Consider the following 20,074-nt stretch of genomic DNA (forward strand, 5'->3'; position numbering starts at 1 on the left):
TAATCGATGTACAGGTCACCGACCTGGACCGTGTAGCGCCCGGCACGCCCGGGGTCGCCGGCGAACAGCTCGCGCAGCCCCACATCGCCCAGCTGCTCGCGGTGCGTGGTGAGCGCCGCCCACTGCGGTGTCCGGTCGAGCCTGGCACGGCTTTCTGCGTTCATGTGGTCCAACCTAGTTGATCAGGGTGGGTCGGGCCTTTCGCTGACGAGAGTGCCGCGAAAAACGTCGGGCCGGACGGCCGGCCTGAGGACGGCGGCCGCCCGGCCCGGCCGGTGAACGCTGTGGTGGATGATCAGATCTCGCCTCGCAGCTTGGCGAGCGCCTCGGCGAGGATCGCCTCGCCGTCCGCGTCGCTGCGCCGCTCCCGTACGTACGCGAGGTGGGTCTTGTACGGCTCGGTGCGGGGCGGGTCCGGCGGGTTGTCCCGGTCCTGGCCTGCCGGGAACCCGCAGCGCGGGCAGTCCCAGGTCTCCGGCACCTGCGCGTCGGAGGCGAAGCTCGGCTGCGTCTCGTGCCCGTTCGAGCACCAGAAGGAGATGCGCAGGCGTGGCGCGGACTCACCGCGCTCGGCCTCGCCCATCGGCCCCGCCCCGACCCGACTTCCTCGGATCGCGTTGCCACTTGCCACGGTCGTAACTCCCTGCGTGATGGTGCCGCGAAGCGTGTCGGCGTCTCGCTTCGCCGCGGAGCGCCTCAGTCTACGTAAGGCCCAACGCACGTCCAGTGATTGGAGTTACATCCCTCCACAGACGCAAGCCCCATGATAGGCCGCGCCGTTGAGCTGCGGCCCGTCATGGGGCTGGGCGTATCTGTGTTCAGGTGTGGCGGTGGGTGTGCGGCCGACACCGGAGGGTCAGTTGTTGACCTTCATGAGGATGCCGAGCGTGACGATGCACGCGAACCAGAGCAGACCGATCACGATGGTGATCCGGTCCAGGTTGCGCTCGGCGACCGAGGAGCCGCCGACGGAGGACTGCATGCCGCCACCGAACATGTCGGAGAGGCCGCCACCCTTTCCCTTGTGCATGAGCACAAGGAGCATCAGCAGCAGGCTGAAGACGATCAGGGCGATCGAGAACCCCAAAACCACGGCTGGACCAACTTCCTCGGACGTGTTCGGACGACAGGGTCGAGGCTCGCTGTGAGAGCTTGTGATGCTCCGATGGAGAGCCTCGGCCCCGCAAGGGTACGACGTATCGTCGCTAGCGCCTACTCACCGGCCTGATCACTGCTCGTCGAACCGGACGATCTTGACGAACTCGTCGGCGTCGAGCGAGGCGCCGCCGACGAGGGCGCCGTCGATGTCGGGCTTGCCCATGATCTCCGCGACGTTGCCGGACTTGACCGACCCGCCGTACTGGATGCGGATCTTGTCGGCGACGTCCTGCGAGTACAGGTCGGCGAGCTTGCCGCGGATCGCCGCGCAGACCTCCTGCGCGTCGTCGGCGCCGCAGACCTTGCCGGTACCGATGGCCCAGACCGGCTCGTACGCGATCACGATGGTCTCGGCCTGCTCGGCCGGGAGGCCCTTGAGGCCGCCCTCGACCTGGGAGAGGGTGTGCGCGACGGCGTTGCCGGCCTCGCGCACCTCCAGTTCCTCGCCGACGCACATGATCGGGGTCAGGCCGTGCTTGTAGGCGGCCTGCACCTTCGCGTTGACGACCTCGTCGGTCTCGGCGTGGTACTGACGGCGCTCGGAGTGGCCGATCGCCACGTACGCGCACTTCAGCTTGGCCAGCATCGGGCCCGAGATCTCGCCGGTGTACGCGCCGGAGTCGTGCGCCGAGATGTCCTGGGCGCCGTACTTGATCTGGAGCTTGTCGCCGTCGACCAGCGTCTGCACGGAGCGCAGGTCGGTGAAGGGCGGCAGGACGGCGACCTCGACGGCCTGGTAGTCCTTGTCCGCGAGGGCGAAGGCGAGCTTCTGGACGTGGGCGATGGCCTCGAGGTGGTTGAGGTTCATCTTCCAGTTGCCCGCCATCAGCGGCGTGCGGGTGGGCTGGTTCGTCATGAGGGTGTCAGTTCTCCAGTGCGGCGAGACCGGGCAGCGTCTTGCCCTCGAGGTACTCGAGGGAGGCACCGCCGCCGGTCGAGATGTGGCCGAATGCCTTCTCGTCGAAGCCCAGGGTACGGACCGCGGCGGCGGAGTCCCCGCCGCCCACCACGGTGAAGCCGGGCGAGTCGATGAGGGCCTGGGCGACGGCCTTGGTGCCCTCGGCGTAGTCGGGGTGCTCGAAGACGCCCATCGGTCCGTTCCAGAAGACCGTCTCGGCGTCGGCGAGCTTCGAGGCGTACAGCTTGCGGGTCTCGGGGCCGATGTCCAGGCCCTCCTGGTCGGCCGGGATGGCGTCCGCGGCGACGGTGGTGGGGTTGGCCGGGGCCTTGGTCTTCAGGTCCGGGAACTCGCCCGCGACCAGCACGTCGACCGGGAGCACGAGCTCCACGCCGTTCTTCTCTGCGCGTTCCAGGTACTCGGTGACGGCCGGGATCTGGTCCTCCTGGAGGAGCGAGATACCGACCTCGTAGCCCTTGGCCTTGAGGAACGTGTACGCCATGCCGCCGCCGATGAGGAGGCGGTCGGCCTTGCCGAGCAGCTGGTCGATGACGGCCAGCTTGTCGGAGACCTTGGCGCCGCCGAGCGCGACGACGTAGGGGCGCTTGACGTCCTCGGTGAGCTTCTTCAGGACGCCGACCTCGGTGGCGATGAGGTAGCCCGCGTAGTGCGGGAGCTTCTTCGGCAGGTCGAAGACCGAGGCGTGCTTGCGGTGCACGGCGCCGAAGCCGTCGCCCACGTACGCGTCGGCGAGGGCGGCGAGCTGGTCCGCGAAGGCGGCGCGCTCGGCGTCGTCCTTGCTGGTCTCACCGGCGTTGAAGCGCAGGTTCTCGACGACGGCGACCTGGCCGGGCTGCAGGCCGTCCACGGCGTCGTGCGCGGCGGGGCCGACGGTGTCCTGGGCGAACGCGACCGGCTTGCCGAGCAGCTCGGCCATCCGCTCGGCGGCGGGCAGCAGCGAGAACTGCGGGTCCGGGGCGCCCTTGGGGCGGCCCAGGTGGGAGGCGACGATCACCTTGGCGCCCGCCTCGGCCAGGGCCTTGACGGTGGGCAGGACGGCGCGGATGCGGCCGTCGTCGGTGATCAGGCCGTCGGCCAGCGGCACGTTGAGGTCGGCGCGGACGAAGACACGCTTGCCGCTGACCCCTTCGGCGAGAAGTTCATCGATCGTCTTCATACTCTTCTTGACTCCTTGGACGCTACACGCACAAGCAAGGGGGCCCGCACAGCGCGGCGTCGCGCTGCCCGAGCCCCGTGCTCACATCGAGGTGCCTGAACCGTATCGACTACGGAAGCGGTGTCCGGAACCGTGTCCGGACACCGGTCAGAGCTGGCCGCCGACGAAGGTGGTCAGGTCGACGAGTCGGTTGGAGTAACCCCACTCGTTGTCGTACCAGCCGAGGACCTTGACGGTGTTGCCGTCGGCCATGGTCAGGCTGGAGTCGAAGGTGCAGGACGGCGGGGTGGAGACGATGTCCGAGGAGACGATCGGGTCCTCGGTGTACGCCATGATGCCCTTGAGCTGACCCTCGGATGCCTTCTGGAACGCGGCGTTGACCTCGTCCTTGGTGACCTCGCGGTTCAGCTCGACGACCAGGTCCGTGATGGAGCCGGTGGGCACCGGGACGCGCATGGCCATGCCGTCCAGCTTGCCCTTGAGCTGCGGAAGGACCAGGGCGGTGGCGCGGGCGGCACCGGTGGTCGTCGGGATGATGTTCTGCGCGGCGGTGCGGGCGCGGCGCAGGTCCTTGTGCGGGAAGTCCAGGATGCGCTGGTCGTTGGTGTAGGCGTGCACCGTGGTCATGAAGCCCTTGGCGATGCCGAAGGACTCGTCGAGGACCTTCGCCATCGGCGCCACGCAGTTGGTGGTGCAGGAGGCGTTCGAGATGACGTGGTGGTTCGCCGGGTCGTACTTGTCGTTGTTGACGCCCATCACGATGGTGATGTCCTCGTCCTTGGCCGGGGCCGAGATGAGGACCTTCTTCGCACCACCGGCGATGTGCTTCTCGGCGTCCGCCTTCTTGGTGAAGATGCCGGTCGACTCGATGACGATGTCGACGCCGAGGTCGCCCCACGGAATGTCGGCCGGGTTGCGCTCGGAGAGAACCTTGATGGTGTGGCCGTCGACGGTGATGGTGTCGGCGGTGTGCGACACCTCGCCCGGGAACTGGCCGAGGATGGTGTCGTACTTCAGCAGGTGTGCCGTAGTAGCGGTGTCGCCCAGGTCGTTGACCGCCACGACCTCGATGTCCGCACCCTGGGCCTTGAGCGCCCGGAAGTAGTTGCGGCCGATGCGACCGAAGCCATTGATGCCTACGCGGATCGTCACGAACCGATCTCCTCGTTGGTACGCCGGCCTGTCCGCCGGCGAGCTGTTTGGGATGTCCCCGACCGCCTCCGACCCTACCTCCCATAAGGGCTTCGGGTGACATCGAGCGGCCCTGCACAGGAATCAGGGCCGTGTACCCGTGGGTAATTTACGTTCAGGGCCGTTCAGCCCCCGTATTTCGGCGGGAAACAGTCGCTAATTGAGCGCGGGGGCTAACCGATGAGCGCTTTTTTCGGCCGCGATCGGTCGGTGATTCGGCGGAGATTCGGTCGCGTTCCGGCGGTGTCCGGACCGCGTTCGGAGAAGCGTTCAGGTCCGCGTTCACAGAAGCTGTTCAGGGACGCGTTCAGGTCCGCGTTCAAAGATGCCTTCGGGGCCGCGTTCAGGTCCGCGTTCAGGTCCGTCTCGGAATAATGGAAAAGGCCGGTGGCGGCGCCCCCTGCGTGAGGGGCGCCGCCACCGGCCTTACAGGGCCGCCGCGGACCGCACAAGTGCGCCACCGGCCGGACGGGTCAGCCCGCCATGTTCTCCGCCATCTCCTCGGTCAGGTTCGACTCGGTGCCGGGGATGCCGAGGTCCTGGGCCCGCTTGTCGGCCATGGCGAGCAGGCGGCGGATGCGGCCCGCGACGGCGTCCTTGGTCAGCGGCGGGTCCGCGAGCGCGCCCAGCTCCTCCAGGGACGCCTGCTTGTGCTCCATGCGCAGCCGGCCCGCGGCCGCCAGGTGCTCGGGCACGTCGTCGCCGAGGATCTCCAGGGCCCGCTGCACGCGTGCGCCCGCGGCGACCGCCGCGCGGGCCGAGCGGCGCAGGTTGGCGTCGTCGAAGTTGGCGAGGCGGTTGGCGGTGGCCCGGACCTCACGGCGCATCCGCCGCTCCTCCCAGGCGAGGACCGACTCGTGTGCGCCCATCCGGGTGAGCAGGGCGCCGATCGCGTCGCCGTCGCGGACCACCACGCGGTCGACGCCGCGCACCTCGCGGGCCTTGGCGGCGATCGAGAGCCTGCGGGCGGCACCGACCAGGGCCAGCGCGGCCTCCGGGCCCGGACAAGTCACCTCCAGGGAGCTGGAGCGGCCCGGCTCGGTGAGCGAGCCGTGCGCGAGGAAGGCGCCGCGCCAGGCCGCCTCCGCGTCACAGGTGGCGCCCGAGACCACCTGCGGGGGCAGGCCGCGGATCGGGCGGCCGCGGCCGTCCACCAGGCCCGTCTGCCGGGCCAGCTGGTCGCCGCCGCTGACGACGCGGACGACGAACCGCGAACCGCGACGCAGCCCGCCGGGAGCCATCACGATCAGCTCCGAGCTGTGCCCGAAGATCTCAAGGATGTCGCGCTTGAGCCGCCGGGCGGCCATCGCGGTGTCCAGCTCCGCCTCGATCACGATGCGGCCGCTCACCAGGTGAAGGCCGCCCGCGAACCGCAGGATCGCCGAGACCTCGGCCTTCCTGCAGCAGGTCCGGGTGACGGGGAGCCGGGAGATCTCGTCCTTCACCGCTGCCGTCATCGCCATGGGCCGATCCTTCCATGCATCCGAAAAATACGGTCGTACGCGGCGGCCAACAGCTCCGGATCATGTCGCGGAGTCCCGTCGGGCCTGGCCACCGGCGCCAGCTCGACCGCGGCACCGAAACGCTCCTTGGCGGTGTCGGTGAGGGACGCGCGGTCGGGCACGGCGGCCTCGTCGGCCAGCACCACGTCCAGGGCGAGTTTAGGGGCGTGTCGGGCCAAAACCTCCAAATGACGCTGCGGTGAGAACCCATCGGTTTCTCCGGGTTGCGGCGCGAGGTTGAGCGAGAGGACCTTGCGGGCCTTCGTCTCGACGAGCGCGTCGAGCAGCTCGGGGACCAGCAGGTGCGGGATCACGGACGAGAACCAGGAGCCGGGGCCGAGCACCACCCAGTCCGCGTCGAGCACCGCGGCGACGGCCTCGGGGACGGCCGGCGGGTCGTGCGGCACCAGGTGCACGGACTGGACCTCGCCGGGCGTGAGCGCGACGGTGGCCTGTCCGCGGACCGTGCCGACGGCCTCCGGGTGGGCCGGGTCGTGGCCCTTGACCAGGGCCTCCAGCTCCAGCGGCACCGCGGACATGGGCAGCACCCGCCCGTGCGCGCCCAGCAGCCTGCCGACCAGGTCGAGGGCCTGGACGTGGTCGCCCAGCTGCTCCCACAGGGCGACGATCAGCACATTGCCGACCGCGTGCTCGTGCAGGTCGCCCTTCGACTGGAAGCGGTGCTGGATGACACGGGCCCAGGTCTGCCCCCAGTCGTCGTCGCCGCACAGCGCGGCGAGGGCCTTGCGCAGGTCGCCGGGGGGCAGCACGCCAAGCTCGTCGCGGAGCCGCCCGCTGGAGCCGCCGTCGTCGGCGACGGTGACGACGGCCGTCAGGTCCCCGGTGATACGGCGCAGCGACGCCAGGGACGCGGACAGGCCCATGCCTCCGCCGAGGGCGACGACCTTGGGCGTGGTGCCCCTGCGGCGGCGCTGGGCGGAGCGGGCGCCCGCGCCGGTGGCCGTGCCGGTGCCGGTGGTGATGCCGGTGGTTGTGCCTACGCGGCGCAGGCGCCGGGTGAGCCGCTGAGTGCGTCCGGTCATTCGCGGCCCATGTCACGGTGGACGACGACGGTCTCCACACCCTGGGCGGCCAGGCGCGCGGCGAGCTTCTCCGAGGTGGCCACGGAACGGTGCTTGCCGCCGGTGCAGCCGACGGCGATGGTGACATAGCGCTTGCCCTCGCGCCGGTAGCCTGCCGCGATCAGCTGCAGCAGCTCGGTGTACCGGTCCAGGAACTCCTTCGCGCCGGGCTGCGCGAAGACGTAGTTCGACACCTCTTCGTTGAGTCCGGTGAAGGGGCGCAGCTCGGGGACCCAGTGCGGGTTGGGCAGGAAGCGCATGTCGACGACCAGGTCGGCGTCGACCGGCAGCCCGTACTTGAACCCGAACGACATGACGGTGGCCCGCAGCTCGGGCTCCTCCTCGCCCGCGAACTGGGCGTCCATCTTGGCGCGCAGCTCGTGCACGTTCAGGCTGGAGGTGTCGATGACCAGGTCGGCGTCGCCGCGCAGTTCGCGCAGGAGTTCACGCTCGGCGGCGATACCGTCGACGATGCGGCCGTCGCCCTGCAGAGGGTGCGGGCGGCGCACCGACTCGAAGCGGCGCACCAGGGCGTCGTCCGAGGACTCCAGGAAGACGACGCGGCGTGTGACGTCCCGCGACTCCAGGTCGGCGAGGGACTCGCGGAGGTTGTCGAAGAAGCGGCGGCCGCGCACGTCGACCACGACGGCGATCCGCGCCACGTTCCCCTGTGAGCGGGCGCCGAGCTCGACCATGGTGGGGATGAGGGCGGGCGGCAGGTTGTCGACGACGAACCAGCCGAGGTCCTCCAGGCACTTCGCGGCGGTGGAGCGGCCCGCGCCCGACATCCCGGAGATGATCACCAGCTCGGGGATGGCGTCGGGGCCTGCGGCCGTGTCGATCGTCGTACTGGCGTCGGGGCCGGCCGCCGGAGCGTGAGGGGTGTGCGTCCCGTGAGGCTGAGGCTCCTGGTGTGTTTGAGGCCCGTGAGGTCCTTGATCTCCCTGAGGTCCTTGGGGCTCGTTCTGTGGTTGTGCGGTACTGCCGGTTTCCATGTCGTGCTCGCTCATCGTCGCTGCCCCCGTGGTTCTTGCGAGTCACCGCCGGTGGCGGCCTCTTCGTCTTCCATGATCTCTCCGGTGGCCGTGTTCACGGCGGGCGCCGCCGGTGCCGCCTTGGCGAAGGCCGCGACGATCGCCTCGGCCGTCTTGCGGCCTATACCGGGTACCTCACAGATCTGGTCCATCGTGGCGGACCGTAGCCGTTTGACGGAACCGAAGTGTTTGATCAGGGTCTGCTTGCGCGCGTCGCCGAGCCCCGGCACGTCGTCCAGGGGGCTCGCCCGGAACCGCTTGGCCCGCTTGGTGCGCTGGTAGGTGATGGCGAACCGGTGCGCCTCGTCGCGGACGCGCTGCAGCAGATACAGGCCCTCGCTGGTGCGGGGCAGGACCACCGGGTCGTCGTCGCCCGGCACCCAGACCTCTTCGAGGCGTTTGGCGAGACCGCAGACCGCGATGTCGTCGATGCCCAGCTCGTCCAGGGCCCGCCGGGCCGCGGCGACCTGCGGCTGCCCGCCGTCGACCACGACGAGCTGGGGCGGGTAGGCGAACTTCTTGGGCCGGCCGTCGTCCTCGGTGAGCCGGTGCTCCTCGGGCGCCTCGGGGGTTTCGGGGACGCCGGGAGCGGCGGGGCCGGGGGCTTCGGCGGCGTCCGCCGCGGGGCCCTCGTCCGACCACTCGGCCGACTTCTCCTGCGCGGCCAGGTACCGCCTGAAGCGGCGGGTGATCACTTCGTGCATGGAGCGGACGTCGTCCTGCCCCTCGAAGCCCTTGATCTGGAACCGGCGGTACTCGCTCTTGCGGGCCAGTCCGTCCTCGAACACCACCATGGAGGCCACGACGTCGTCGCCCTGCAGGTGCGAGATGTCGTAGCACTCGATACGCAGCGGGGCGGTGTCCAGGTCGAGGGCGTCGGCGATCTCCTCCAGCGCGCGCGAGCGCGTGGTGAGGTCGGAGGCGCGCTTCGTCTTGTGCAGGGCGAGCGCCTGCTGCGCGTTGCGATGAACCGTCTCCATCAGGGCCTTCTTGTCGCCGCGCTGCGGGATGCGCAGCGACACGTGCGACCCGCGACGCTCGGTCAGCCAGGCCTGGACCGGCTCGACGGGGTCGGGCAGCGCCGGGACGAGGACCTCCTTGGGCACGGCGTCGCCGCTCTCCTCGCCGTACAGCTGCTGGAGCGCGTGCTCCACCAGGTCGCCGCTGGTGACGGCCTCGACCTTGTCGGTGACCCAGCCGCGCTGACCGCGCACGCGCCCGCCCCGCACGTGGAAGATCTGGACCGCTGCCTCCAGCTCGTCCTCCGCGAGGGCGATGAGGTCGGCGTCGGTGGCGTCGGCCAGCACCACCGCGCTCTTCTCCATCGCCTTCTTCAGCGCCTCGATGTCGTCGCGCAGGCGGGCCGCCCGCTCGTACTCCATCTCCTCGGCGGCGGCCGCCATCTCCTTCTCCAGGCGACGGATGTACGTGCCGGTGCGACCGGCCATGAAGTCGCAGAACTCCTCGGCCAGTTCGCGGTGCTCCTCGGGGCTGACACGGCTCACGCAGGGCGCCGAGCACTTGCCGATGTAGCCGAGCAGACAGGGACGGCCGGTGCGCTCCGCGTTCTTGAACACGCCCGCCGAGCAGGTGCGGACCGGGAAGACGCGCAGCAGCAGGTCGACGGTGTCGCGGATCGCCCAGGCGTGCCCGTAAGGGCCGAAGTAGCGCACGCCCTTGCGCTTCTGGCCGCGCATCACCTGGACGCGCGGGAACTGCTCGTTCATCGTCACCGCGAGGTACGGGTAGCTCTTGTCGTCGCGGTACTTGACGTTGAACCGGGGATCGAACTCCTTGATCCAGGAGTACTCCAGCTGCAGCGCCTCGACCTCCGTGGACACGACGGTCCACTCCACGGACGCGGCGGTGGTGACCATCGTGCGCGTACGGGGGTGCAGGTTCGCCAGGTCCTGGAAGTAGTTGGCCAGGCGCTGGCGCAGGCTCTTCGCCTTTCCGACGTAGATCACCCGGCGGTGCTCGTCTCGGAACCTGTACACCCCTGGGGAGTCGGGAATCTGTCCCGGCTTGGGGCGGTAGCTGGAAGGGTCGGCCATGTCAGACACCCTACTTGCGGGCTGTGACAGTCCGGGATCGCAGACCTCACGGGTGACCGGCGGACACGTCCCGCGGGCGACCGGCGGACACTTCTCGCGGGTGGCCGGCCAAGCCCGCCCGCCCGGCCGGTCACCCGCGTGGGCCGGGACGGCTCAGGCCTTGCGGCGTGCCCTGCCCCGCAGTACGGCGGCGCCGCTCAGGCCCAACGCGACCAGGGCCCCGACTCCCGCCACCGTGGACGCGAAGGCCACCGGGTCCCTCGCCCCGCCGGGCGCGGCACCGTACCCGCCTGCCTCCCCCTTCTTCGCGTACGACGAACCGGGCAACTTGTCCCCGTAGGCGCGGGCCACCCGCTTCTGATACGCGGCCAGCGCCACACCGTGCCGGCCGACGGCCCGCACCGCCTCCTTGTCGAGCGGCAGTACGCGCGCGTGGTCGGCGACGTACCAGGCGTTGATCTGCGGCTCGCGGAACACCGTGCCGCCGGGCATCTTGTCGTGCCCCAGGCGGGCGTAACGGAACTCGTCGTCCCCCGAGGCGATGTTGACGACCCTCCACGCGCCGTGTTCCTCGACGGTCCACAACGAGGCCGTGCGGCCGTCTGCCGCCACCGCCTCGGAGGCCAGGAACTCCACCTGGGCGACCTGGGCGCCCTTCTTGCCCGCGACGAAGTCGGGCGACAGGTAGGAGACAGGCACCGCCCGGCTTCCCTCGATGCGAGGCGCGGCCGCCGAGGCGGCGGAGGCCGGTGCTCCGGGCCCGGCGGGGGTGGCCGGGGCGGCGGGCATGCCGCCCCGGCCTCGGGCGAAGAAGCAGGAGAGGGTCTTGCGGACCTCGGGGGTGGACGCCGCGTCGTGCGCCGCCACACGCGCGTGCGCGGTGACAGGCACGGGCGCGGACGCCGGGGAGGGCACCGCGCCGGGCCCTGGGGCCGCCGCCGCGTGCGGGGCGGCGAGGCCGAGCAGGAGGGCCGCGCCGACGCCGCTGCCGGCGAGGGCGGCGGGCGTGATCCGTCGTCTCATCGCGCTCACGCCCCGATCCGGTACAGCGAGTGGGTCCAGGAGAAGGAGTTGTTGCTGACGTACCAGTCGTGCGACGCCCAGTTGTACCGGTAGTCGGAAGGCCACGGATCGCCCCAGTAGACCCAGGAGTTCGCGTCGTCGTACCCGTACAGGACGTGCATGTGCCCGCCGCCGCTCGACCACTGGATCCGCGTCTCGATCGGCCGGTTCGCGCCGATCTCCGTACGGACGGTGGAGTAGCGCAGCCATCCGGTCACGTACGAGCCGGGGTTGATGCCCGCCCAGCCGAGGCCGTCCTGCACATTGCCCAGTGTGGCCTGGTAGTTGGGGCACTCGCTGCCCTGCGGACGCCCGAACGCGGCGTCGCAGAACTGGTTCTGCGAGTAATCGCGGCCGAACCAGGTGGCGATCGTGTTCCCGCTCGCCGCCCAGCACCAGTTGGTCTTCTGCTGGACCTGCATGGTGATGTTCAGGCGACGAGCCGAGAGATCAGCGTGGTTTCGCGCGGCGAAGCCGGGAGCGGAGGGGTCAACCGCTGAGGCGTAGCTGGGGGCTCCCGAGGCGGAGTGAGCGGCTGCGAGGGCGGAGTGGGGGGTTGAGGTGGCGGAGTGAGGGGTCGCGGGGGCGGCGTGCGCGGTGGCCGACGGCACCGCCAAGGCCGCCAAGGCCGCCATCGCCGTGGCCGCGCCCGAGACAGCGGCGCGGTGCAGATGTCCGCGGTTCGTGACGGATCCGCGCGGCGAGCGTCTGCGCGGCGGGCGTCTGCGCGCAGGGGTGATTCGGGGTTCGGTCGAGCGCATCGCGGTCCTCCCTGAACAGGTGTGGGGTGGAGGAGGGTGTGATGTGAAGGCGGGGGTGTGATGTGGAGGCGGGGGTGTGATGTGGAGGCGGGGGTGTGATGTGGAGGAACGCGTCCGGACGCGGTGACGGGCCTCGGCTCGCGCCGGTTCTCGCCGACTCTCGCCGCCGTGGCCGACTCTCGATGACGAGGATCAGCTCTTGTCGGAGGCAGGTCAACACGCTTCAATGCCGGTGACCCGGCGCGGTGAATGCCCTCGCATGGATGTGAACACGTCCCGCACACCGACCAGCGACCCCGCTCCGACCTGGCGCGGACACCCGCTCCACCGCTGTGAATGTTCACCATGCGGCACATGGGCGGAGCGCGCCCACCAGCAGGAGGCCCCCATGCGGCTCGGCCAACGGCCCCAGGAAGCATCACCGGCACGCCTTCTGGAAGGTGCGCTGCGCACCGGCCCCTTCCATGTCGCCCTGCGCGCCGCCATCGCCGCCCGGCGACTGCCGCTCCACCGTGTGCAGCACCATCTCTCCCGGCAGGGCATCAAGGTCGGCGTGACCAGCCTGAGCTACTGGCAACAAGGCGCCCGGCGCCCCCAGCGGCCCGAGTCCATGCGGGCCGTCCGCGCGCTCGAGGGCATCCTCGGCCTGCCGGAGGAGTCGCTCATCCGTCTGTTGAGCCCCGCCGGGCCCGCACCGGTCGCCCAGCGCCCCGCCACCCGCTCGTACCGCTCCCTCGTCGAAGCCTCCGAGGCGCTGCACGCCCTGCTCGCCGAGCTGGGCTCGCCGCTCGACGGGGGCCTGCACACGGTCGGACACCACGAGCGGGTACGCATCGGCCCTGGCCGCCAGCTCCTCGACCGCACCTCCCAGCAGATCGTGCGCGCTCACCGTGACGGCGTGGACCGCTACGTGGCCATCCACCACGGCGACCCTGGCTGCTCGCCGGGCGACGTGGTGGTGAGCGCCACGGAGAACTGTCGTACGGGGCGGGTGCGCTGGGACGCCACCACGGGTGTACTCGTCGCCGAACTGCTCTTCGACACGTGCCTACGGGCGGGCGACACCCACTTGTTCGGCTACGGCTTCGCGGACGGCACGGCCGGGCCCGCGACCGAGTACGTCCGCGGCTTCAGCTTCGCCGGCGGCCAGTACGCACTCCAGATCCGCTTCACCGACGACGCCCTGCCCGTCCGCTGCCACCGCTTCGCCCAGCAGTCCACGGCGGCGCCCCGCGGCGCCCGCAAGGAACTCACCCTCAGCGGCCGCCACCGCTCGGTCCACGTGGTGGAACCCCAGGTACGAGCTGGCCTTCTCGGTATCGACTGGGACTGGGAGTGACCCGGGCCCGGTAGGCCCTCCGGGTCACTTCTGCGCGGGGGCCGCGATGATCTTCCCGCCCTCGACCTTCACCGACAGCTCCGTCAGCGGCACCGTCGCGGGGCTGTGCAGCACCTTGCCGGTCGTCGCGTCGAACTTGCTGCCGTGACAGTTGCAGGTCAGCTCCGTGCCCTTCAGCATGCCGATCGGGCATCCCGCGTGCGTGCAGATCGTGCTGAAGGCCCTGTACTGACCGTCCCGCGTACGGCTGACGACGACGTGCTCGTCCCGGTAGAGTTTCGCGCCGCCCTCGGGCACCTCGGCCGCCTCGCCCAGGTCGACAGGCCCGGTGGGCGCCGCCCCCGCACCGGAACCACCGGAACCGGCGGTACACGCGGTCAGCCCGAGCCCGGCCGTCCCCGCGACGGCGGCGCCCCGCAGAGCGGTGCGGCGGGAGATACGGGAAGAGGACGAGCTGGACATCAGAACTCCACGGGCGGGCGGAAAGGCGAGCGGAAGCGGCGGGACACAGGACCCGCGCGCGAGGACAGACCAGACGATACCGACACCGCATCGGTCACCTCACCCACCCCCACAGGCCCCGCCCTCCCCAACCGCCACTGACCCTCTGTCCGGCTCCGGCTTCCGGCTGCTGGCTTCCCGCGCCGAACTCCGGACTGCCGACTGCTGGCATCCCGCTTCGGACTGCCGACTGCCGGCATCCGGCCCCCGACCCCGGACTGCCGACTACTGGCTTCCCGCGCCGAACTCCGGGCCGTCGGCTGCTGGCATCCCGCGCCGGGCTTCCGGCTGCCAGGCCCTCGCCCCCGGGCTTCCGACGCCCGGCTGGCGGTTCCCGCTGCCGGGCTCTCTGCCGCCTGTTCGGCCTCCCGGCCCCGGGCGGGCGGATGCCGCACCGCCGCCCGCCGTGCTGCCCGATCCGCCGCGGGCACGTGCCCGGTTCCGCGGTGGACGTGCCCGAGTGGTGGCCGGGGGTGCCCCGCGCGCCGTGAGCATCTAGCCTGCCGTCGGGCGGTGGCACGCTCCGCTCCACCCGCCGTGAAGCCGACCGCCCCCGTCCGCCGCCCAACGCCCACACGGTCCCCGGACCGTCGACCTCTTAGGGAAGCACTGTGATCGTCGTCGCCGGAGAAGCCCTGATCGACCTCGTCCCTCAGGACCCTGCCGACGACGCTCCGACCCACGGCGGCCTTCCGGACCTCTCCCCGCGCCTCGGTGGCGGCCCCTACAACACGGCCGTCGCCCTCGGCAGGCTCGGCTCCCCCGTGGCCTTCTGTTCGCGCGTCTCACGGGACGGCTTCGGTGAGGCTCTGCTCGCCGGACTGCGGGCGGCCGAGGTGGACGTGTCCCCCGTGCAGCGCGGAGACGAACCGACGACGCTGGCCGTGGCCTCCATCGGTGCCGACGGTTCGGCGGGATACTCCTTCTACGTGGACGGCACCGCCGACCGACTCTTCGCCACTCCCGACTCCCTTCCGACCGGCACGCGCGCGGTGTCGTTCGGCACCTGCTCGCTCGTCCTGGAACCGGGGGCGAGCGCGTACGAGGACCTGATGCACACGACAGCCGCCCGGGGCATGTTCACGACGCTCGACCCGAACATCCGAGCCGGCCTCATCCCCGACCCCGATGCCTACCGGGCCCGCTTCAAGAGCTGGCTGCCGTCGACCACGCTCCTGAAGTTGTCCGAGGAGGACGCCCACTGGCTCGGCGGCACACCCGAGGAGTGGTTGACCGCCGGTCCGGTCGCCGTGGTGATCACGCGCGGCGGCGACGGCCTGAGCGTGCACACCAGGTGCGGCCACACCTACTCGGTGCCCGGCGAGCACGTCGACGTCGTGGACACGATCGGCGCCGGCGACACCGTCAACGCGGCCTTGCTGCACGGCCTGTCCCAGCAGGACGCCCTCTCCCCCGCGGCAGTGGCGGCGCTGGACGGCGACCACTGGGCCCGGCTGCTGCGGTTCGCCGCCCACGCCGCGGCGATCACCTGCTCACGGACCGGCGCCCAGCCTCCCTACGCGTCGGAGGTCGGCGACGTGTGAGTAAGGGGGCACTCACCCGTTGACCGCGCGCAGCGCTCCCGGCGCGCGCCCGCCGAGCCGGTCCAGGGCGGCCACCGTGCAGCTCACCTCGATCGGCACGGGCGATGCCGACCGTGACGCCCATACCTTGCTCGGCGGGGCACCCGGACGTGGAGAACAGCCCGCCCATGACCTTCCGCTCCATCAGGGTGAGCGGACCGGGCGAGGACTGGTCGATGGAGGGTGAGTCGACCATCGGCGAAGTGACGCGACCGATCACGGGCGAGATCCGCCGCAGCGGCTTCGGCTTGAGCCTCGCCCCGGGGCTTCACGATGAAGTTGTCAAGGTTCAACTGGACATGCAGTTCGTGGAGCCGTGTGAACCGCGGGACCAGGCCGGCTGATCGTTGAACGCGCGGCGCCCCACGGAGAGTTCCCGTGGGGCGCCATTTTTTTACGGAGAGTGACCGACAGGTCAGGGCTTGCGGGTTCGGCCCGTGGTCTTCTTCGCGGTGGTCTTCGCGGTGGTCTTCTTTCCTGCGGCGTTCTTCCCTGCGGTTTTCTTCGCCGCGGCCGTCGCTCCGGTCGATCCGGCACTCGCCGTCTTGGCGGTGGCCCTCTTGTTCGCCTTGGCCTTGACCGCGGCCACCGCCTTCTTCGCGGGCCTTTTCGCGGCGGTCCCACCGGTACGCGCTGCGGGCACCGCCGCGTCGCTGACCCGGTCGGCGCCGAGGATGTCGCGCAGGAACTTGCCGGTGTGGCTGGCGGGTTCGGCCGCGACCTGTTCCGGAGTGCCCTCGGCGACCACGAGACCACCGCCGCTGCCGCCCTCGGGACCCATGTCGACGATCCAGTCGGCGGTCTTGATGACGTCGAGGTTGTGCTCGATGACGATGACCGAGTTCCCCTTGTCCACAAGGCCGGACAGCACGGTGATCAGCTTGCTGATGTCCTCGAAGTGCAGGCCAGTGGTCGGCTCGTCGAGCACGTACACGGTACGGCCCGTGGAGCGCTTCTGCAGCTCGCTGGCGAGCTTCACCCGCTGGGCCTCACCACCGGAGAGCGTGGGTGCCGACTGGCCGAGACGGACATAGCCGAGACCCACGTCGTTGAGCGTTCTCAGGTGGCGGGCGATGGCGGGGACGGCCTCGAAGAAGTCGAGGGCCTCCTCGATCGGCATGTCGAGGACCTCGGAGATGGACTTGCCCTTGTAGTGGACCTCCAGGGTCTCCCGGTTGTACCGCGCACCGTGGCAGACCTCGCACGGCACGTAGACGTCCGGCAGGAAGTTCATCTCGATCTTGATCGTGCCGTCGCCCGAGCAGTTCTCGCAGCGGCCGCCCTTGACGTTGAAGGAGAAGCGACCCGGCAGATAGCCGCGCACCTTCGCCTCCGTCGTCTCGGCGAACAGCTTGCGGACGTGGTCGAAGACGCCGGTGTACGTCGCCGGGTTCGAGCGCGGGGTGCGGCCGATGGGCGACTGGTCGACGTGCACGACCTTGTCGACCAGGTCGTCGCCCTCCACTCGCGTGTGCCGGCCCGGCACCGTGCGCGCCCCGTTGAGCTCGCGCGCCAGATGCGTGTAGAGGATGTCGTTGACCAGCGTCGACTTGCCGGAACCCGAGACGCCGGTGACAGCCGTGAGGACACCCAGCGGGAACGACACGTCGATGTCCCGCAGGTTGTTCTCCTTGGCACCGTGCACCGTCAGGAGGCGTCCCCGGTCCGTGGGACGTCTGATGTCGGGCACCGGGATGGACTTCTTGCGCGAGAGGTATTTGCCGGTCATCGACTCGGTGTTGCTCAGCAGTTCCTTCAAGGGGCCGCTGTGCACCACCTTGCCGCCGTGCTCGCCCGCTCCCGGGCCGATGTCGACAACCCAGTCGGCGACCTTGATGGTGTCCTCGTCGTGTTCGACCACGATGAGGGTGTTGCCCATGTCGCGCAGCCGGACCAGCGTCTCGATCAGGCGGTGGTTGTCCCGCTGGTGGAGGCCGATCGACGGCTCGTCGAGCACGTAGAGCACCCCGACGAGGCCGGAGCCGATCTGCGTGGCGAGCCGGATGCGCTGGGCCTCGCCGCCGGAGAGAGTGCCTGCCGCGCGGTTGAGGGACAGGTAGTCGAGGCCGACGTCCACGAGGAAGCGGAGCCGCTCGTTGACCTCCTTCAGGACGCGCTCGGCGATCTTCTTGTCGCGCGCGTTCAGCGTCAGCTGCGCCAGGAAGTCGGCGCAGTCACTGATGGACATCGCCGAGACCTCGGCGATGGACTTCCCCATGACCGTGACCGCCAGAACGATCGGCTTGAGCCGCGTGCCCTCACAGGTGGGGCAGGGCACCTCGCGCATGTAGCCCTCGAAGCGCTCACGGCTGGCGTCCGACTCCGCCTCGCTGTGGCGGCGCTTGACGAACGGTACGGCGCCTTCGAACGGTGTCGTGTACACACGCTCGCGTCCGTACCGGTTGCGGTAGCGGACCTCGATCTGCGTCTTGTGGCCGTGCAGGAGCGCCTTCCTGGCGCGCTGCGGCAGCCCGGCGAACGGAATGTCCGTACGGAAGCCGAGGGCATCGGCCAGGGCGCCGATGAGGCGGCCGAAGTAATCCTTGGTGTGACCGTGCGACCACGGGTGGATCGCCCCCTCGTCGAGGGACTTCTCCTCGTCCGGGACGATCAGCTCCGGGTCGACCTCCATGCGCGTGCCGATGCCCGTGCAGTCGGGGCAGGCGCCGAAGGGCGAGTTGAACGAGAAGGAGCGCGGCTCCAGCTCCTCGAACGACAGGTCGTCGTGCGGGCAGTACAGATGCTCCGAGTACATCCGCTCGCGCTCGGGGTCGTCATCGGGCAGGTCGACGAAGTCCAGGACGACCATGCCGCCGGAGAGGCCGAGAGCGGTCTCCACGGAGTCGGTCAGGCGGCGCTTCGCGGAGTCCTTCACGGTGAGCCGGTCGACGACCACCTCGATCGTGTGCTTCTCCTGCTTCTTCAGGGTCGGCGGATCGGACAGCTGGATCGTCGCACCGTCCACGCGCGCGCGGGAGTAGCCCTTGGTCTGCAGGTCGCCGAAGAGGTCGACGAACTCGCCCTTGCGCTCGCGCACCAGCGGGGAGAGCACCTGGAAGCGGCTCCCCTGGGGCAGCGCCAGGACCTTGTCGACGATGGCCTGCGGCGACTGGCGGGCGATGGGGCGGCCGCACTCCGGGCAGTGCGGCTTGCCGATGCGCGCGAAGAGCAGGCGCAGATAGTCGTAGACCTCCGTGATCGTGCCGACCGTGGAGCGCGGGTTGCGTGAGGTCGACTTCTGGTCGATGGAGACGGCCGGCGAGAGGCCCTCGATGAAGTCGACGTCCGGCTTGTCCATCTGACCGAGGAACTGGCGGGCGTAGGAGGACAGCGATTCGACGTACCGGCGCTGCCCCTCGGCGAAGATCGTGTCGAACGCGAGCGAGGACTTGCCGGAGCCGGACAGACCGGTGAAGACGATGAGGGAGTCGCGCGGGAGGTCGAGCGAGACATTCCGGAGATTGTGCTCGCGCGCGCCACGGACGATGAGACGGTCGGCCACGCCGGTCCGCACCTTTCTTGGGAGAGTGACAGGGGCGGGCCCCCGTCTGACGAGGTCTCTCGAAGAGCCCGCGCCGCCACAAGCGGTGCGGCCTTGAGAAGGCTGTCCTTCGAAGACTAGGGGGAGCCACTGACAGCGCCGGTTGGTTTCCCTGGTTGGTAACAAACCCGGACCACCAAGAATGCCCGACGCCACATCCGAGCCTATAGCACGCACATTCGATTTCGGGGCGAGACCGGCCACCTTCACCCGAACGTGTGGCGGAGATATCGTCGGCGTCATGAGCGATCATGTGCGCGACCTGGTGTCTGTACGCGAAGCGACCGACCGGCTGCTCGCCGCGGTCAGTACCCTGGACAACGCCGCCGTGGCCGAACCGTCACGGCTACCGGGCTGGAGCCGTGGACACGTGCTCGCCCACCTCGCGCGGAACGCGGACGCGCTCGTCAACGTACTGGCGGGCCGCCCCATGTACCTCAGCGCCGAGGCGCGCGACAGCGACATCGAGCGCGGCGCGGCACGCAGCCTGCGCGACCAGGTCGACGACATCCGTGCCACGGCCGAACGCTTCCGGCACGCGGGAGACGAGGAGGCTGACTGGTCACGCACCGTGGAACTGCGCAACGGCGTCAAGGACACCGCGGCCAATATTCCCTTCCGGCGTTGGATCGAGGTCGAACTGCACCACGTCGACCTGGGGATCGGGTACGAGCTGGAGGACCTGTCGGAGGAGTTCACCCAGCGCGAGATCAACTTCCTCGCAAAACGGTTCCGCAACCACCCGGACCTGCCACCGGTGCAGATCAGGCAGGACGACGGCCGGATGCTCGCCACCGGGGCCGTGCGGGAGCTCTCCGAGGACGAGCGCGACGACGGATCGGTGCCCGCGCCGGGCGTCGTCGTCCGGGGCCGCCAGGCCGACCTGCTGGGCTGGCTGTCCGGCCGCAGGGACGGAGCCGCCCTGACCGTCGAGCGAGGCGCCCTGCCCGCTCTGCCTCCGCTATAGGCTGAGTTCATGACGTACAGCGGAGCGGTGAAAGTCGGCGGCCCGGCGGACGTGCACGAACTGCAGGACCTGATGATCTCCAAGGTCGCGGTCGGGCCGATGGACAACAACGCTTATCTGCTGCGCTGCCGCGCGACCGGCCGGCAGCTCCTGATCGACGCGGCGAACGACCCGCGGACGCTGCTCAGCCTCATCGGTGACGACGGCGTCGACGCCGTCGTCAC

At 70.2% G+C, this 20,074-nt stretch carries 17 protein-coding genes and 2 pseudogenes; 6 read left to right on the top strand and 13 right to left on the bottom strand.

The features are described 5' to 3' along the window. Positions 1-295 precede the first annotated feature (295 nt). The 11 genes from OFY01_RS03085 to OFY01_RS03135 all read right to left on the bottom strand — a co-directional run bounded on the left by OFY01_RS03085 (position 296) and on the right by OFY01_RS03135 (position 11,793). Complete coding sequence (locus OFY01_RS03085; protein ID WP_003976875.1) at positions 296-631, bottom strand: RNA polymerase-binding protein RbpA; 336 nt, start codon at positions 629-631, stop codon at positions 296-298. 225 nt (positions 632-856) lie between these two features. Further along, positions 857-1,093, bottom strand: coding sequence for a preprotein translocase subunit SecG (secG, locus tag OFY01_RS03090; RefSeq protein ID WP_266596061.1), 237 nt, complete (start codon positions 1,091-1,093; stop codon positions 857-859). A gap of 135 nt (positions 1,094-1,228) precedes the next feature. Further along, positions 1,229-1,984, bottom strand: coding sequence for a triose-phosphate isomerase (gene tpiA, locus OFY01_RS03095; protein WP_266596074.1), 756 nt, complete (start codon positions 1,982-1,984; stop codon positions 1,229-1,231). A 37-nt stretch (positions 1,985-2,021) separates the two neighbouring features. After that, positions 2,022-3,233, bottom strand: coding sequence for a phosphoglycerate kinase (locus OFY01_RS03100; protein ID WP_266596063.1), 1,212 nt, complete (start codon positions 3,231-3,233; stop codon positions 2,022-2,024). A 147-nt stretch (positions 3,234-3,380) separates the two neighbouring features. Further along, positions 3,381-4,385 carry a type I glyceraldehyde-3-phosphate dehydrogenase gene (gene gap, locus OFY01_RS03105; RefSeq protein ID WP_266596065.1) on the bottom strand — a complete coding sequence of 335 codons (1,005 nt, stop codon included), beginning with the start codon at positions 4,383-4,385 and terminating at the stop codon, positions 3,381-3,383. Between the two features lie 512 nt (positions 4,386-4,897). Next, on the bottom strand, positions 4,898-5,887 hold the full coding sequence (whiA, locus tag OFY01_RS03110; RefSeq protein ID WP_266596066.1) for a DNA-binding protein WhiA: 990 nt from the start codon (positions 5,885-5,887) through the stop codon (positions 4,898-4,900). Then, positions 5,878-6,969 (bottom strand): gluconeogenesis factor YvcK family protein, encoded by a 1,092-nt coding sequence (locus OFY01_RS03115; protein ID WP_266596067.1) that lies wholly within the window; start codon positions 6,967-6,969, stop codon positions 5,878-5,880. Before OFY01_RS03115 ends, whiA begins: the two co-directional genes overlap by 10 nt. Further along, entirely contained in the window at positions 6,966-8,018 is a 1,053-nt protein-coding gene (gene rapZ, locus OFY01_RS03120; RefSeq protein WP_266596068.1) for an RNase adapter RapZ, read from the bottom strand. The genes OFY01_RS03115 and rapZ overlap by 4 nt, the downstream gene beginning before the upstream one ends. Next, positions 8,015-10,126, bottom strand: coding sequence for an excinuclease ABC subunit UvrC (uvrC, locus tag OFY01_RS03125; protein WP_407700268.1), 2,112 nt, complete (start codon positions 10,124-10,126; stop codon positions 8,015-8,017). Before uvrC ends, rapZ begins: the two co-directional genes overlap by 4 nt. Before the next feature lie 123 nt (positions 10,127-10,249). Continuing rightward, on the bottom strand, positions 10,250-11,119 hold the full coding sequence (locus OFY01_RS03130; RefSeq protein ID WP_266596075.1) for a hypothetical protein: 870 nt from the start codon (positions 11,117-11,119) through the stop codon (positions 10,250-10,252). A 5-nt stretch (positions 11,120-11,124) separates the two neighbouring features. After that, entirely contained in the window at positions 11,125-11,793 is a 669-nt protein-coding gene (locus tag OFY01_RS03135) for a papain-like cysteine protease family protein (protein ID WP_266596076.1), read from the bottom strand. Here OFY01_RS03135 and OFY01_RS03140 point away from each other — a divergent pair. Next, entirely contained in the window at positions 11,756-11,980 is a 225-nt protein-coding gene (locus OFY01_RS03140; protein WP_266596077.1) for a hypothetical protein, read from the top strand. The two genes, OFY01_RS03135 and OFY01_RS03140, sit on opposite strands and share 38 nt — an antisense overlap. Positions 11,981-12,307: 327 nt before the next feature. Next, on the top strand, positions 12,308-13,258 hold the full coding sequence (locus tag OFY01_RS03145; RefSeq protein ID WP_266596069.1) for a hypothetical protein: 951 nt from the start codon (positions 12,308-12,310) through the stop codon (positions 13,256-13,258). A gap of 24 nt (positions 13,259-13,282) precedes the next feature. Here OFY01_RS03145 and OFY01_RS03150 read toward each other — a convergent pair whose 3' ends face one another. After that, entirely contained in the window at positions 13,283-13,720 is a 438-nt protein-coding gene (locus OFY01_RS03150; protein WP_266596070.1) for a Rieske (2Fe-2S) protein, read from the bottom strand. A gap of 650 nt (positions 13,721-14,370) precedes the next feature. Here OFY01_RS03150 and OFY01_RS03155 point away from each other — a divergent pair. Together OFY01_RS03155 and OFY01_RS03160 are read left to right on the top strand one after the other, a co-directional pair. Continuing rightward, the gene (locus OFY01_RS03155) at positions 14,371-15,303 is read left to right on the top strand and encodes a carbohydrate kinase family protein (protein WP_266596071.1); all 933 of its coding nucleotides are present in this window, start codon (positions 14,371-14,373) and stop codon (positions 15,301-15,303) included. 88 nt (positions 15,304-15,391) lie between these two features. Next, positions 15,392-15,686: pseudogene (locus OFY01_RS03160) on the top strand (YceI family protein); the annotation flags it as partial. A gap of 71 nt (positions 15,687-15,757) precedes the next feature. Here OFY01_RS03160 and uvrA read toward each other — a convergent pair. Next, complete coding sequence (gene uvrA, locus OFY01_RS03165; protein WP_266596072.1) at positions 15,758-18,844, bottom strand: excinuclease ABC subunit UvrA; 3,087 nt, start codon at positions 18,842-18,844, stop codon at positions 15,758-15,760. A gap of 280 nt (positions 18,845-19,124) precedes the next feature. On the opposite strand from uvrA, the gene OFY01_RS03170 reads away from it, so the two are divergent. Together OFY01_RS03170 and OFY01_RS03175 are read left to right on the top strand one after the other, a co-directional pair. After that, positions 19,125-19,850, top strand: a complete 726-nt coding sequence (locus OFY01_RS03170) for a maleylpyruvate isomerase family mycothiol-dependent enzyme (protein ID WP_266596073.1) — start codon at positions 19,125-19,127, stop codon at positions 19,848-19,850. Between the two features lie 9 nt (positions 19,851-19,859). Then, positions 19,860-20,074: pseudogene (locus tag OFY01_RS03175) on the top strand (MBL fold metallo-hydrolase); the annotation flags it as partial.

Origin of the sequence: Streptomyces beihaiensis, assembly GCF_026274175.1 — a bacterium.
Classification (GTDB): Bacteria; Actinomycetota; Actinomycetes; order Streptomycetales; family Streptomycetaceae; genus Streptomyces; species Streptomyces beihaiensis.

Excerpts from the sequence above, each read along its gene's own strand:
- tpiA (WP_266596074.1), bottom strand. The coding sequence starts at position 1,984 with ATGGCGGGCAACTGGAAGATGAACCTCAACCACCTCGAGGCCATCGCC.
- OFY01_RS03100 (WP_266596063.1), bottom strand. The coding sequence starts at position 3,233 with ATGAAGACGATCGATGAACTTCTCGCCGAAGGGGTCAGCGGCAAGCGT.
- whiA (WP_266596066.1), bottom strand. The coding sequence starts at position 5,887 with ATGGCGATGACGGCAGCGGTGAAGGACGAGATCTCCCGGCTCCCCGTC.
- OFY01_RS03115 (WP_266596067.1), bottom strand. The coding sequence starts at position 6,969 with ATGACCGGACGCACTCAGCGGCTCACCCGGCGCCTGCGCCGCGTAGGC.
- rapZ (WP_266596068.1), bottom strand. The coding sequence starts at position 8,018 with ATGAGCGAGCACGACATGGAAACCGGCAGTACCGCACAACCACAGAAC.
- OFY01_RS03130 (WP_266596075.1), bottom strand. The coding sequence starts at position 11,119 with ATGAGACGACGGATCACGCCCGCCGCCCTCGCCGGCAGCGGCGTCGGC.
- OFY01_RS03135 (WP_266596076.1), bottom strand. The coding sequence starts at position 11,793 with ATGGCGGCCTTGGCGGCCTTGGCGGTGCCGTCGGCCACCGCGCACGCC.
- OFY01_RS03145 (WP_266596069.1), top strand. The coding sequence starts at position 12,308 with ATGCGGCTCGGCCAACGGCCCCAGGAAGCATCACCGGCACGCCTTCTG.
- OFY01_RS03150 (WP_266596070.1), bottom strand. The coding sequence starts at position 13,720 with ATGTCCAGCTCGTCCTCTTCCCGTATCTCCCGCCGCACCGCTCTGCGG.
- OFY01_RS03170 (WP_266596073.1), top strand. The coding sequence starts at position 19,125 with ATGAGCGATCATGTGCGCGACCTGGTGTCTGTACGCGAAGCGACCGAC.